This is a genomic window from Clostridium sp., assembly GCF_051656525.1.
Lineage (GTDB): Bacteria > Bacillota > Clostridia > Clostridiales > Clostridiaceae > Clostridium.
On record NZ_JBOGCC010000121.1, the window covers coordinates 1 to 15,271 of the forward strand.

13 protein-coding genes are annotated in these 15,271 nt (G+C 26.5%); all 13 read left to right on the forward strand.

Translation table 11 applies throughout. The annotated features are described in order from the left end of the window. The first annotated feature begins 162 nt into the window (after positions 1-162). On the forward strand, positions 163-765 hold the full coding sequence (gene fic / locus ACRDDY_RS05430; RefSeq protein ID WP_438563957.1) for a protein adenylyltransferase Fic: 603 nt from the start codon (positions 163-165) through the stop codon (positions 763-765). A gap of 90 nt (positions 766-855) precedes the next feature. Beyond that, positions 856-1,728 (forward strand): methionyl aminopeptidase, encoded by an 873-nt coding sequence (locus tag ACRDDY_RS05435; RefSeq protein WP_438563958.1) that lies wholly within the window; start codon positions 856-858, stop codon positions 1,726-1,728. A 230-nt stretch (positions 1,729-1,958) separates the two neighbouring features. Continuing rightward, a complete protein-coding gene (locus ACRDDY_RS05440; protein ID WP_438563959.1) occupies positions 1,959-2,807 on the forward strand; it encodes a DegV family protein in 849 nt (282 codons plus the stop codon). Positions 2,808-3,020: 213 nt separating this feature from the next. Further along, positions 3,021-3,821, forward strand: coding sequence for a putative ABC transporter permease (locus ACRDDY_RS05445; RefSeq protein ID WP_438563960.1), 801 nt, complete (start codon positions 3,021-3,023; stop codon positions 3,819-3,821). A 70-nt stretch (positions 3,822-3,891) separates the two neighbouring features. Continuing rightward, on the forward strand, positions 3,892-4,554 hold the full coding sequence (trmB, locus tag ACRDDY_RS05450) for a tRNA (guanosine(46)-N7)-methyltransferase TrmB (RefSeq protein ID WP_438563961.1): 663 nt from the start codon (positions 3,892-3,894) through the stop codon (positions 4,552-4,554). A 163-nt stretch (positions 4,555-4,717) separates the two neighbouring features. Beyond that, on the forward strand, positions 4,718-6,388 hold the full coding sequence (locus tag ACRDDY_RS05455) for an HD domain-containing phosphohydrolase (protein WP_438563985.1): 1,671 nt from the start codon (positions 4,718-4,720) through the stop codon (positions 6,386-6,388). Positions 6,389-6,574: 186 nt separating this feature from the next. Continuing rightward, positions 6,575-7,303: a purine-nucleoside phosphorylase gene (gene deoD / locus ACRDDY_RS05460; protein ID WP_438563962.1), complete on the forward strand. Its 729-nt coding sequence runs from the start codon at positions 6,575-6,577 to the stop codon at positions 7,301-7,303. Between the two features lie 134 nt (positions 7,304-7,437). Next, complete coding sequence (locus tag ACRDDY_RS05465) at positions 7,438-9,042, forward strand: FUSC family protein (RefSeq protein WP_438563963.1); 1,605 nt, start codon at positions 7,438-7,440, stop codon at positions 9,040-9,042. A 242-nt stretch (positions 9,043-9,284) separates the two neighbouring features. After that, positions 9,285-12,518 (forward strand): ligand-binding sensor domain-containing protein, encoded by a 3,234-nt coding sequence (locus ACRDDY_RS05470; protein ID WP_438563964.1) that lies wholly within the window; start codon positions 9,285-9,287, stop codon positions 12,516-12,518. 132 nt (positions 12,519-12,650) lie between these two features. After that, positions 12,651-13,139 (forward strand): thiol peroxidase, encoded by a 489-nt coding sequence (gene tpx / locus ACRDDY_RS05475; protein WP_438563965.1) that lies wholly within the window; start codon positions 12,651-12,653, stop codon positions 13,137-13,139. A 105-nt stretch (positions 13,140-13,244) separates the two neighbouring features. Beyond that, a complete protein-coding gene (locus tag ACRDDY_RS05480) occupies positions 13,245-13,679 on the forward strand; it encodes a hypothetical protein (protein WP_438563966.1) in 435 nt (144 codons plus the stop codon). 77 nt (positions 13,680-13,756) lie between these two features. After that, positions 13,757-14,275, forward strand: a complete 519-nt coding sequence (locus ACRDDY_RS05485) for a hypothetical protein (protein WP_438563967.1) — start codon at positions 13,757-13,759, stop codon at positions 14,273-14,275. Positions 14,276-14,349: 74 nt separating this feature from the next. Further along, on the forward strand, positions 14,350-15,261 hold the full coding sequence (locus ACRDDY_RS05490; protein ID WP_438563968.1) for a tetratricopeptide repeat protein: 912 nt from the start codon (positions 14,350-14,352) through the stop codon (positions 15,259-15,261). Positions 15,262-15,271: the final 10 nt, after the last annotated feature.

Consider the following 15,271-nt stretch of genomic DNA (forward strand, 5'->3'; position numbering starts at 1 on the left):
GTTGATTAAATTTGATTCAAAATCATTGAAAGAGTGGATAGACTATCTTAAATCTTTATTGTATGCAGAATAAAATTGTATAAAATATGATTAACGAGATTTTAGAGTAATGCTATAATAGTAAGAAATAATATGTAGGATAGTGGAGAGGGAGGAATTAGGATGATTAGTAACAAATTAAATATTACAGATTCTGTTGAACTTGCAAGAGTTGAAGAAAAAATAAGTAAGAAAAAAGCTATTGAATTGTTTGAAAGTGGAGATTTGGATAGATTAGAGGCAGGAAAATATAGTACATTAGCCCAAATCCATAAGGCTTTATTTGAAGATATATATGAATTCGCAGGAATAGTACGTGAAGTAAATATTGCAAAAGGAAATTTTAGATTTGCACCTGTTATGTATTTAAAGACATCACTAGAATATATTGAATCAATGCCACAATCAAACTTTGAAGAAATAATTGAAAAATATGTTGAAATGAATATCGCACATCCTTTTAGAGAGGGGAATGGACGAAGTATAAGGATTTGGCTTGATTTGATATTGAAAAAGGAGTTAGGGAGAGTTGTTAATTGGAGTGAAGTTGATAAAGATGACTACTTACTTGCGATGGAACGTAGTCCTATAAAAGATATAGAAATCAAACATATTTTAAGGAAAGCATTGACAGAAAAAATTAATGATAGAGAAATTTATATGAAGGGTATCGATACAAGCTATTATTATGAAGGATATATAATTTATAAATCAGAGGATTTATAGAGAGAAACTAATTTTTAAAATCTTTGAAAAAATTCAAATTTAAGAATATAATGATTAGAGAATGATTTTAAGAAAAGAGGAAGAATTTTAATGAAGATAAATAGAAATGATGATTGCTGGTGTGGAAGTGGAAAGAAATATAAGAAATGTCATATGGAATTTGATGAAAAGTATGAATTCATGAAAAGAAATGGTTGTATTATGCCAGACCGTAATTTAGTTAAGAATAAAGAGCAAATTGAAATGATTAAGAAGAGTGCTGAGATTAATAATGGTGTGCTTGATTTAGTTTCAGAAAATATTAAGGCTGGTATGTCTACTAATGATATAGATAAAATAGTTTATGATTATACAACATCTCATGGAGCTATTCCAGCGCCACTTAATTATGAAGGTTTTCCTAAAAGTGTATGTGTATCTATAAATGATGAGGTATGTCATGGTATTCCAGAAGATAATATAATCCTTAAAGATGGAGATATAGTGAATGTAGATGTTTCTACTATAAAGGATGGATATTTCTCAGATGCATCAAGAATGTATGTTGTTGGTGGCAAAACTACTGATGAAGCTCAAAAGTTAGTTGATGTAGCAAGAGAATGTTTAAAAAGAGGAGTGGAAGCAGTAAAACCTTGGGGATTCTTAGGTGATATTGGTGAAGCTGTAGGAAGCTATGCTCATGAAAATGGATACACTGTTGTAAGAGATTTTGGAGGGCACGGAGTAGGACTTAAATTTCATGAAGATCCATTTGTAGCTCATATAGGAACAAAAGGTGAAGGAATGGTTTTAGTTCCAGGCATGATATTTACAATTGAGCCTATGATAAATGAAGGTGGATTTGAAGTGTTTGTAGATGCAGATAATGATTGGACAGCACTTACTGAAGATGGTTCTCTTTCAGCACAATGGGAACATACTGTATTAGTAACAGAAACAGGAGTAGAAATACTAGCTTGGTAATTAAATTTTAAATTTTAAAAATTCGCTTAGGCGAATTTTTTTTATTTATGAAAAGATAGAGATTTTTCAGATAAAAAATAAAATTACATCTATTTTCTATCATAAAATAATCATATTCTAATAAAAATTAAATTAAATTTAAAAAATAAAATAAAAAATATAAAAATAATATTGATAAACTGTTAACATTATGTTATCATTTAGTTAATGAAAAGCTAGGGGGTTTTAATTTGAGAAAGATAGCAATATTAACAGATAGCAGTTGTGATTTATCATTAGAAACGATAGAGGAACATAACATAAATATGTTACCAATTAGAATTATATATAAAGATAAAGAGGTATTAGATAAAATAACTATTACATCTAAGGAATTATATTCAAACTTAAAAAATGAAGTACCAAAAACATCATTACCAGATTTGGATAATACAGAAAAAGTATTAGATAAGCTTATAGAAGAAGGATATACGGATGTTATGGTTGTATGTGTATCAACGAAGCTTTCTGGAACTTTAAATAGTATAAGATTAGTTTGTGAAGAAAAATCAAAATTAGAATTCCATTATTTAGATACAAAAACACTAGGATATCCAGAAGGCGTTATAGTATTAGAAGTAGATAGACTTTTAAAAGAGGGGAAGACACCGGAAGAAATAGTGGATGGATTTGAAGAGATAAAGAAAAGAGTCCATGGTTTTATAACATTTGACACATTAGAATATTTAAAAAAAGGTGGAAGAATTGGAAAAGTAGCTGGAACTATCGGAGAAATATTAAATTTAAAGCCAGTTATATCATCTGATGAAGATGGAGAACTATATACATATGCTAAGACTAGGGGGAGAAAAAAAGCTATCTCTAAAATAAGAGATATTTTAAACGAGTACTTAGAAAAAGGAAAATGTAGAGTTTGGATATTGAGTGGAGCAGCAGATGAAGAAGCAAAAGAATTATTAGAAAAAGTTAAAGATAATGAAAATATAACAAACATATCATTAGAACAAATAGGTGCAGCAATGGGGATACATACAGGGCCTGGAGCACTTGGAATATGTATATTAGAGGAGAATGTGTAAGCATTCTCTTTGGTGCTTTTAAAATTAAAAGAGATAAATATATGCAGAAAAAGAAGATATTCTAAGAAATATCACAAAATTGTATTAAAATATGATAAAATTACAATAAATGGAATAAAAGATGATAGCTAAGAGTAAAAAATATAGAGAAATTTTCCTAATAATTCTTAACTTTGAACTCTTAATTATTAACTAAAATCAGGGGGATGTGAAGTGGAAGAATTAATTTTATATTTTGCGGTATATAGTTTTATAGGATGGATAGTTGAATGTATTTATTGTGCTATTATAGATAGAGTTTGGGTTAATAGGGGGTTTTTGAATGGACCTGTATGCCCTGTATATGGAATAGGGTCACTTTGTGTGGTATGGTGGCTTAGTAGTTTTAAAAATAATATAATAGTTCTATTTGTAATAGCAGTAATAGTAACAACTGTCGTAGAATATATAACAGCTGTGATTTTGGAAAAATTATTTAATTTAAAATGGTGGGATTATTCAACATATAAATTTAATTATAAAGGAAGAATATGTCTTTTAAATTCAGTTTTATTTGGAATAGGATCTGTTATTTTAGTAGAATTTATACAGCCGTTTATTAGAGAATTTGTTCAACTAGCTAAAGTGGAATATGGATCTTATTTAGCTCTAATTTTAAGTATAATCTTTGTAGTTGATTTTATAATTACTTTACTATCACTTATAAACATGAAAAATATTTTAGAGAGATTATGTGTAATAAAAGATGAATTTAAATTATTAGAAGTAACTATTGAAAAGTTTAATGAAAGTGAATTTAAGAAGGGATTTTATAAGTTAAAAGAAAAAAGAGATGGTACAGAAGTAAAAGGAAAAATAGAGGAGTTTTATAGTAAAATAAAAGAGTTAAAGGAGCATTCCGCAGTTCAGAAAAGAATATTAAGAGCGTTCCCAAATGTAAAATCATTAAAATACGGAAAGTCGTTTAAAGATATTAAGGGGAGTCTTTTAGAATATTGGGGAAGAAAGAAATAGGGTAACTTGTTAAATTAAAGAGAAAACTGTATAATAAAAGTTGAAATTTTTGAAATACGGAGTGAAACTTATGAGATTAAGAAAGAAACCTTGGGCAAGACCAGAACTTGAAGCTTGTGAATTTTTTGTAGTAAAGCCAAATGAATTAAAAGGTAAGTGGAGAGATAGCTTTAAAAATAAAGAGAACAAACTTTATTTAGAGCTTGGATGTGGAAAAGGTGGATTTGTAGCACAACATGCATCAAGTAATAAAGATATAAATTATATCGCAGTAGATATAAAAGATGAAGTTTTAGTTTTAGCAAAGAGAAGTATTGAAGAAGAGTTTGCTAAAAAAAATGCTGGTGATATAGATAATGTAAAGGTATTAGCTAAGGAGATAGCGTTAATAGATGAAATGCTAGATAAAGCAGATGAAATAAATAGAATTTACATAAACTTTTGTAATCCATGGCCTAAAGAAAGACATAAGAAAAGAAGATTAACTCATACAAGACAACTTAATCATTATAAAGAGTTTTTAGTTAAAGATGGAGAAATTTGGTTTAAAACTGATGATACTAATCTTTTTGAAGAGTCACTAGAATATTTTAATGAAGCAGGACTTGATATAGAATATATAACTAGAGACTTACATAATAGTGGTTTTGAGTGTAATGTAATGACAGAGCATGAAAGAATGTTTACGGAGCAAGGAATAAAAACAAAATTCCTTATAGCAAAAAATAAATAGAAAAAAGTGATTTCTTTATTAAAGAAATCACTTTTTTTTCTAATGTCAAATAAAAAATCATTGTAAATTTTAATAAAATACTATTTAGCAATTATATAATGAGTAGTAAAATATGTAAGGTAAGAGAAGTAATATCTTTATGGAGGAGAAAACTTTGGATTTTATGAATTTAATTATAGAAAATATACCTTTAGGAATTTGGGTTGAAGATAAAAATGGAAAAATAAAAATAATGAATGCTAAGTTTAGAAAAACTTTGAAAATAAAAAATGAGTTAGGACAAAATTTATTTCAGATTATTAAAAAATATGATTTTAGAATAGAGAGTTTTGATATTGATAAAAATATAGGAATAAAAATAACAACTGACGATTCTATATGTATTGCCAAAAAGATGATAATAAAAGATACAAGAAAAAACATAATAGGAGCAATAGGGATAATTAGTGATTCAGAAGATAATTATTTAAAAAAAGTAGTAGATACTATACCATATATTCTATCTTATAAAGATTTAGAAGGAAATTTAGTAGGATGTAATAAAGCTTTTGAAAATTTTACTGGTATAGATGAAAGAGAACTTATAGGTAATGGATATTTAAATAAATGTAAAGATAATGAATTAGTAGTAGAAATTCAAAATAGAGATATAAAATATAGTAAAAATAATAAAGCTAGGTCATACGAAATTATGTATAGTGGAAAAAATGTAATGAAGGTTTTAAAATATCCTATAAAAAATAAAGAGAATAAGATTATAGGGACACTTGGGTTATCAAAAGATATAAGTAAAAATAAAATACTTCAAAATGAAATTATAGAAGCAACTTATAGAGACAAGGCAACGGGATTATATAATAGAAATTATTTTGAAAAAATAAGTGAAGAATTAAGTAAATCCTATGAGAAGGATTTATTACTAATAATGGGGGATACCGATGGATTAAAGGTAATAAATGATGCATTAGGACATTTTGAAGGAGATAGATATTTAAGAGAGATAGGCGATATAATTTTAAAAGCTGTAGGAGATAGTGGAGATGTAGTAAGATGGGGAGGAGATGAATTTATAGCTTTAATTCCAGATGGAACTAAAGATGATGGTGAAGAAATTAAACGTAGAGTAAAAGAGTTGTGTGAAGAACACAGTAAAGATGGAGCGCCAATCAATATATCTGTTGGGTATTCTGTGAAAAATGAAATTAATAAAACTATAGAAGATATGGTAAATGAGGCAGAAGAGTTTGTATATAAGGAAAAGGTAGTAAAAGGGGAAAAGATAAAAGAAGAGTTTTTAGAGTTTCTTCAAGAAAAGGTATACTTAAAGACTATAGAGAATGAAGAAGGGTTATGGGAGAATGAAGACATTGTGAGACGGATAGGAGAAAAATTAAACTTATCAAAGGAGCAGATTGGAAATATTAACTTAGGTTTAAAATTTCATGATATAGGAATGATAGCGGTGCCAGAAGAAATATTAAATAAACCAATACAAGAGCTTACAGATGAAGAGGCGAATATATTAAGAAGTCATGTAGATAAAAGCTATAGAATAATTAAACTTTATCCTAAAATAGCAAAAATAAGTAATATTGTATTAAGTCATCATGAATATTATAACGGAAAAGGGTATCCATTAGGATTAAAAGGAGAAGATATTCCTATAGAAGCCAGAGTTATAAGAGTTATAGATTGTTATGATTATTATAGAAGAAGCGTGAATGGATTAACAGAAGAGGATGTTTTAAGAATATTAAAAAAAGATGCAGGAAGAAAATATGATCCTAAAATAGTGAGAATATTTTTAGAGAAAATTAAAAAATCAAAGTACTAAATTTAAAAAGCCGGAGTAGATAAACATACTTTAGGCTTTTTATTAAAAAAAGTTATAGGAGACAATAGAAGATTTAAATAAGAATAAAGAGTTTAAAGAAAACGTTAACAGGAAGAGGGGAAAAGGCTTACATAAATTTTAGAATTATGTTATAATGCTTATATAAGAACCAAGGAGGATGATTTTATGGAAAAAAGAGTACCAACACCGCATATAGGAGCACAAATAGGGGACATTGCTGAAACAATATTATTACCAGGAGATCCATTAAGAGCTAAATTTATAGCAGAAAACTTTTTAGAAAATCCAGTTCAATATAATACTGTTAGAGGAATGTTAGGTTTCACTGGAACATACAAAGGTAAGAGAATTTCAGTTCAAGGAACAGGAATGGGAATGCCTTCAATTGGGATTTACTCATATGAATTAATTCATTTCTATGGAGTTAAAAACCTTATTAGAATAGGTTCAGCAGGAGCTATTGATGAAAGTTTAAAATTACATGATATAGTAATTGGAATGGGATCTTGTACTGATTCAAACTTTGCATCACAATACAATTTACCAGGAACGTTTGCTCCAATAGCAAGTTATAAATTAGTTCAAGGTGCAGTAAATGCAGCTAAAGAACTTAATATAGAAGCAAAAGTAGGAAACATTCTTTCAAGTGATGTATTCTATGGAGAAAATGGATTAGATACTTTAAGATCATGGCAAAAAATGGGAGCTTTAGCAGTTGAGATGGAAAGTGCAGCACTTTACATGAATGCAGCAAGAGCTGGAGTCAATGCATTATGTATGCTTACTATTTCTGATTGTCCATTTACTGGTGAATTAACTAGCGCAGAAGAAAGACAAACTGCTTTCACTAATATGATGAAAGTTGCTTTAGAAATGGCTTATAAATTAGATTAATTTTAAAAAAGCAAACTCTATAAAGGGTTTGCTTTTTTTTATACCTTCAAATAGTAATTTATACCCTTATTTGTAGTATTTTAGGAATTATGATATAATCATATACAGTAAATAAAAGGAAAAGAAGGTATAACATGAAAGAAGAAAAAATAAAATTTATAATTTCAAAAACAATAACATTTGCATTAATATTCATTTTTATACTGTTATTCAAAGAGATTTTTGGGGCAGAGAATACATTAATTGGTGTTACGACAATAACAGGAGCATTATTATTTTTAGAAAGAAGTTTAATACGAAGGCCATTTAAATATTTATTTGAACTTATAATAGTAAATGTATCATTAGGATTTTTAGCATATTTTGCGGGGGTAAATTTTATTTTAGCATTTGTATGTAATTTTATAGCAATGTTTTTTATTGGATATGTTTTTTCATATGAGGTAAGAGCAAATATGTATGTTCCTTTTGGACTACAATATGTATTTATGTTGGCAGTTCCAATAGAATTTTCAGGAATGTATAATAGGGTGGCATCTCTTGTTTTTGGAGCAATATTTATAATGATACTTCAAGTTCTTTTTAATAAAGATAAGTTTGAAAAAGGCATGAAAAAAGAAATTAAAGAATTATTTATAATAGGAAGAAAAATACTACAAGAAAGAGATGAGAAAAGTTTAGAAAATTTGAGTAATAACTTTAATAAAATATCAACAGACATTAAAGAGAGTATATATAACAATAGAAAAGAAGAGTGGTATCTAGAAAATAGGAATAGAGCCATTTTAGATATAATATTATTTTTAAAAAATTTAATAATAGAAAAAAATAATGAGGAAGAAAATGAAGAAAAAATAATTATTTTGAAGGAAATTGAAGAAAGAATAGAAAAGGAAAAGGAAATTGGTAGTTTATTAGAAAATAAATATTTAGATAATAATCTAGATTTAAAATATATTTGTGAACTTTTAAATGAATTAAATTTAAAAGGGAGGGAATTAAACAATAGAAGCACAAACGAGATGACTACTAGAATAAAAGAGTTAAAAAAACATTTAAATAAAAATTCCATGAAATTTAGATATGCACTGAAATTAGGGTTGGCTATAGGAAGTATGGGAAGCTTAATTCAATATTTTAATATATTTCAAGGGAAATGGATCCTATTCACAATATTTGCATTAATTCAACCGTATAGTGAGCAAGGAACCATTAGAGTGAAGGGAAGGATAGAAGGGAGTTTAGTAGGAGCAGTTATAGCATTTATTTTATTTATGATAGCAAAAAATCAAATTATACAATCTTTTATAGTAATGATTGCAGGATATTTAGATTGCTATCATAAAACATACAAAGAGAAAATGATTTATATAACAATTTCTGCTATAGGATCTTCTCTTGTGCTGGGTGGTACAATTAAAATGGTATTAACAAGAATAATTTTAATATTTATTGGAGTTTTAATAAGTATTTTATTTAATAAGGTGATATTACCATATTCAATAGAGGATGCTAAAAGGGATTTAATTAAAATGTATAGGGAAAATAGTGAGAAAATGATAGCTCAAATTGAAAAAGAAAATAAAGAGGGCCTTTTAGAAAATCATTATATAATAGGGACTCTTATAGAGAAAAAGCTAAATGAGTTTAATGTTTCGAATATTATAAGAGAAAATAAGGAAGAAGTTCTTAGTAAATATTATAAATTTAAAAAAAATAATATAAAAGCAAAAATATAGATAAAGAACATCTGAAAAATTCTGCTAATAGTAATTTTCAGATGTTTTTTTATAACGATATTATAAAAAATTTAGTTGTATTTAAAAAAATAATAAGGAGAAAAAAGGAAAGAGAGATAAATATGAATATAAAGCGTCAATGAAATCAATTAAATTAACTAAAAATTAATAAGATTTACTTTTTGACAATATTTTTAATATGTGAGAAAATGGTAATAAGATGTAGAAAAAGAGGGGAAGATATGTTTAAGAGGATATTTGTATATTTATTAATTTGTATATTAGGACTAAATTTAGGGGGGAGTAATATACTTATAGCAGAGGCAATGGAAGAGGAGGAGAATACAAGGTTTAAAAATATCACGATAAATGATGGATTATCACAAGGATCCGTGTATGCAATTCTTCAAGATAGTAAAGGATATATGTGGTTTGGAACTAATGATGGCTTAAATAGATATGATGGGTATTCATTTGAAGTTTTAAAGGGAAGTGAGAATGAGGAAAATAAAATTTATAGTGGAATTATTGGATCACTAATAGAAGATAATGAAGGGGACATATGGGTTGGGACAAGTAGTGGATTAAATAAGGTTAATAGTAAGACACTAAGTGTCACAAGAATAGGAACCGATATAGAGGATAAATTTAAAATATCAAATAGTCATATTTTAGATATATATATAGATTTAGATGGAGATATATGGGTTGGAACAGAGAAGGGGTTAAATTTATATAATAAAGAAACTAGGGAATTTAAAAAGTTTTTTTATGAAGGAGAAAATGAAAATTCATTAAGCAGTAATTTTGTAAATAGTATTACAGAAGGAACTAGAGGTGAAATTTGGATTGGTACATCAAATGGATTGAATGTTTTAAATAAAGAAACAGGAACGATAAAGAGGGTAACTAAAGAAAATACAAACGTAATTAAAAGTGATAATGTAGTAAAGGTTTATAGGGATAAGGATAAAGATATATGGATATCTACCCAAGAAGCTGGAATTATTAAATATGATAGAAAAGAAGAAAAGTTTGAAGATGTTAAAGAGATAAATGAAGATTTTGGATATGAGAAATATGCTATAAATAGTATTTATGAAGATGCAGAAAATAATATTTGGTTTGGAAGTAAAGGTGGATTAATAAAATATTCTAAAAAAAATAGCAAAGCAAGAAAGTATAAGAATAAGTACTATGATTCAGATTCACTAGTAAACAATTCAGTTCAAAGTGTATATAGAGATAAGGAAGGGTTAATGTGGATAGGAACTTATGATGGTATAAGTATCCTAAATCCAAATGTAAAATTTGAGTATTATAAAAATGATCCCTTAGAAAGAAATTCACTAAGTTCTAATTCAATTTCAGGAATTTATGAAGATGCAGATGGAGAGATGTGGATAGGAACTACTAATGATGGTTTAAATAGATTAAATAAGGAAACAGGAGAGTATAAACATTATAAGCTTGGAGATAGCTTAAATAATTCAATTTCAAGTAATACTGTGTATGAAATAACAGGAAATAAAGAATATATTTGGGTCGGAACTAAAAATGGGTTAAATAGATTAAATAAAAATACAGGAGAAGTAAAAAAATATTATAAAGAAGATAAAGAAGAATCTCTTATAAGCAATGATATAAAGGCGTTATATTTGTATGAAGATAGATATTTATGGATAGGAACAAGAAGTGGTTTAAATATATTAGATATAAAGAATGAGAAATTTATAAATTTAAATTATATTTTAGAAAAAGAAAAAGTTGGAGAGACTTTTATACGTAGAATTTTTAAAGATAGTAAAGATAATGTGTGGATTGGAATGGGGTGGAATGGCGGGCTTATTAAGATTGATATTAATAATAAAAATATAAGAACTTATAAAAATAATAAAAATGATATGAATACAATAAGTAATAATGCAATAAAAGGAATAACAGAAGATTTAAATGGTAATATATGGGTAACTACATCGGAAGGTGTAAATAAAATAAATCTTAAAGAAGATAAGGTAAAAAGATTAAGTGAAAAAGATGGTCTTATAAATAATTTTACATATGGCGTGTTAGTAGATGAAGAGAATAATATTTGGATAAGCACAAATGGAGGAATATCTAAGTTTAATCAAGAGAGAGGGGTATTTACAAATTATACTGTATTAGATGGACTTCAGGGTAATGAGTTTAATGGTACATCAGAGTGTAAAACAAAGAGTGGAGAGATGTTCTTTGGAGGAACTAATGGGATGAATAGTTTTAATCCAAAAGAAATTGAAGATAACCACATAAAGAATAGTAAAGTATCTATTGGAGATATTGAAATATTTAGTAAGGGAGAAGAATTATCTAAACAGGACCTGGTTTTAAACTATAATGAAAATACATTTTCTATTGAATTTTTCATGCCTAATTATTCAAAACTTGGTGACTGGAATTATGAGTATAAGTTAGATGGGTTTGATGAGGGGTGGACAAACTCTAAAAACAGAAATTTAGCACGATACACAAATATTTCACCAGGAAATTATAAATTTAAAGTAAGAGCAAGATTTGGAATAGAAGAGGTAAGTGAAGAGGCAAGTATTGATATAGAAGTTAAAAAGCCATGGTATGAATCTAATATTGCATATATTATATATTTTTTAATAGTAGTATTAATAATATATTTAATAGCTAATAGAGTTATAATTCTTGAAAATTTAGTTAAACAAAGAACAAAAGAATTAAATAATGAATTAAAAGAAAAAGAAGAGATTTACAAAGAATTATTAAAAATTGAAAAATTTAGAAATGCATATTTGGTTAATTTATCGCATGAATTAAGAACACCATTAAATGTAATTTTATCAAGTGAACAGCTTATAAATAAATTAAATGAAGAAAATAAGATAGATAAATCAAGCTTAAGAAAGTATATTAATATAATCAAGAAGAATTCACGTGGACTTTTAAAAGTGATTAATGATTTAATTGATTCTTCAAAAATAAATTCAGGAATGTATAAACTAAAATATGAAAAAGTAGATATAGTATACTTAGTAGAAGAGATAGCATTATCAATGAAAAGTTATATAGAAGAAAATGGATTGGAACTTATAATAGATCCAGAAATAGAAGAAAAAGAAATTGAGTGTTCAAAAATTGATATTGAAAGGTGTGTAATAAACTTAGTATCAAATGCTATAAAATTTACAGAACAGGGCAAGATATATATATCAATAAAAGAAAATACTGAAAATGTAGAAATTATAATTGAAGATAGTGGAATAGGAATAGCAGAAGAAAATAGAAGTATAATTTTTGATAGATTTGCGACTCTTGAAACAGGAATTTCAAGTAAACATTGTAGTAGTGGAATTGGACTAAACTTAGTTAAAGATATAGTGGAACTTCATAATGGAAAGATTTATTTAGAGAGTGAAGTTGGAGTAGGAAGTAAGTTTACGATTATATTACCAATAAAAAGAAAATAGTATTTACAAAATATTAACCAATTCCGAGTTGTATGATAAGGATTAAGGGTATATAATAAAAACAAATAGAGAATAAACCTTATTAAAGAATAACAATTAAATATAAGGCTAAAAGAAAGAGGAGTGACAAAAATGAGAGTAATTTTTGACGGATTAGACTTAGAATTAAAAGATAAACCAGTAGTTGTAGGACAAAAAGCACCAGACTTTGAAGTTGTAGATAAAGATTTAAACAAAGTAACTTTAAAAGATACAAAAGGTAAGAGAGTATTCTTAGCAATACCTTCAGTAGATACACCTGTTTGTGATTTAGAAATCAGAAGATTTAATAAAGAAGCAGCAAGTTTAGGAGATGTTACTATATATACAATGTCAGCAGACCTTCCATTTGCACAAGAAAGATGGTGTGGAAATGCTGGAGTTGATAAAGTAATAACTTTATCAGACTATCAAAAAAATAGTTTTGGAAGAAACTATGGAGTATTAATAGAAGATCTTGCATTATTAACAAGAGCAGTATTCGTTATTGATGAAAATGATGAAGTAGTTTATGTTGAATATAGCAAAGATGCATCAGATCATCCAGATTACGATGCAGTTTTAAACTTATTAAGAAAATAATTAGAACTTAAAAGCTGTTGTGCCTAAATTAAAGGTACAGCAGTTTTTTTATTAATTTAAAGTGAAAATAGGGTATAATAATAAATGAAGAAAAAGGAGAAAAGAATGATTAATTTAAATGATGTAATAGAAGCAATAGAATTTGAAAATGAAAGTTTAAAGCATTATTATAATAAAGAAACAGGGATAATAATTTATGTAGAAGATGAGAAGGAAAATAAGTATATAAATAGAGAAGATGAAGAAGGGCTTGAGGAATGGGAGAAAGAATTATATTTTACATTGAAAGATTTTAAAGATAATAAAGAAAAATATATTAATCTTCCAACTGTAGAAGAAATTGATGAAGAAGGAATGATGAGAGAATTTTTAGAATTAAATGAAGTGAAAAAAGAAAAAACCATAGAATTAAGTTTAAGAAAATTAAAAGATAAGATTGAGGATATGAGACTTTTATCTAAATGGTATGATTATAGAGAAGAAGAGGAAAAAGAGATAGCTAAAAAATGGTGCTTAGAAAATAATATAGAATATCAATAAATTTTAAAAGAAAATAGTCACAAAATTTAATATAGAAAATAGAATATAATAAACAATAATATGAAGGAATGAGTTGTATGAATGGAATGAATCCTCTAATTTCTATGTTAATGAGTAGAATAACTTCAAATAAAGATATGAATAATAATCCAATATTCAATATGTTATTAAGGAATATGGGTATAAACGGAAGTGAATTAAATAATCCTAATATGATGAATAATATGAATGGGAATCCTTTGATGAGTATGCTATTAAACAATATGAATGGTGGAAGTAATGGGAATAATATAAATCCTCAAGATATGATGAACAATAGTAATATGAATGAGATAAATCAAAGAATAAATCAATTAATGAGTACGTTAGATAGCTTGGGAATAGATAGGAATAATTTAAACAATATTAGTAATGAAGATTTAAATAGAATAATGGCAGCTATGAATAATGGAAATATGAACAATAATAATATGAATAACATGGGTAGCAACATGAATAGCAATAATATGTATAATATGAATGGTGCTAATGGCTATGAAGAGTTTGATAATAGAAACAATGGAAGTAGAAAACATAAAAGAAAGCATAGAAGATAAGAGGGAGATTCAGATCAAACAATTTAAGGGTCTGAATCTTTTCTTTATAATATGATAAGTGAAAGGTGAAAAATATGGAGAAATATACATATAATAATTATCTTAATTTAGGTAAAGACTTTAAAGTTAATGGAAATAAGATAAAAGCTATAAGTTTTTTTAAAAAAGCATTTAATACAGAAGAAGGGAAAAAAGATTTAGAGCTATGTTTAGATATGGCACTTATATATCATGAACTTGAGCAATATAGTAAGGCTAAACAGATGTATACATATGTCATATCTTTAGATAACAAAGATTCTAGAGGATATTATGGAATTGGGACAATATATGATGAAGAAAAAGAGTATGAAAAAGCTAAAGAATTTTATAAAAGAGCAATAACATTAGATTCAAAATATGATAATGCATATTTCTTTTTAGCAAATATATATGACGAAGAAGGAAATATAGAAGAGGCTATAAAAACTTACGAAAAAGTAATAGAAATAAATAATCAATATCTTTTTGCATTTGCAAATTTAGCTTGTATTTATGAAGAAAAAAAGAAATATGAAAAGGCGGAATGTTATATAAATAAAGCTTTAGAATTAAGTGATAATGAATATAAAGTTTTATTTAATGGAGGTGTAATAAAAAAAGCACTTGGAAAAATAGAAGAGAGTAAAAAACTATATGAGAAATCAATAAAAGAAAATGAAAATTATCCATATAGTTATTTGAATTTAGGAGTAATTTATAGGGAAAAAGAAGATTATAAAAAAGCAATTGAAATTATAACAGAAGGTATAAAGAATAATAAGGAAGAGGGGTTTTTATATTATAATAGGGGATGTTTTTATGCATTAATAAATGAAAAAGAAAAAGCTTTAAAGGATGTATTAAAAGCAATTGAGCTAAATGATTTTTTTGTAGATTATATGAAAAAGGATAGGGAATTAGATGTAATTAGAAATCTTAAAGAATATAGAGAATTATTTAAATAAAAAAATCAAA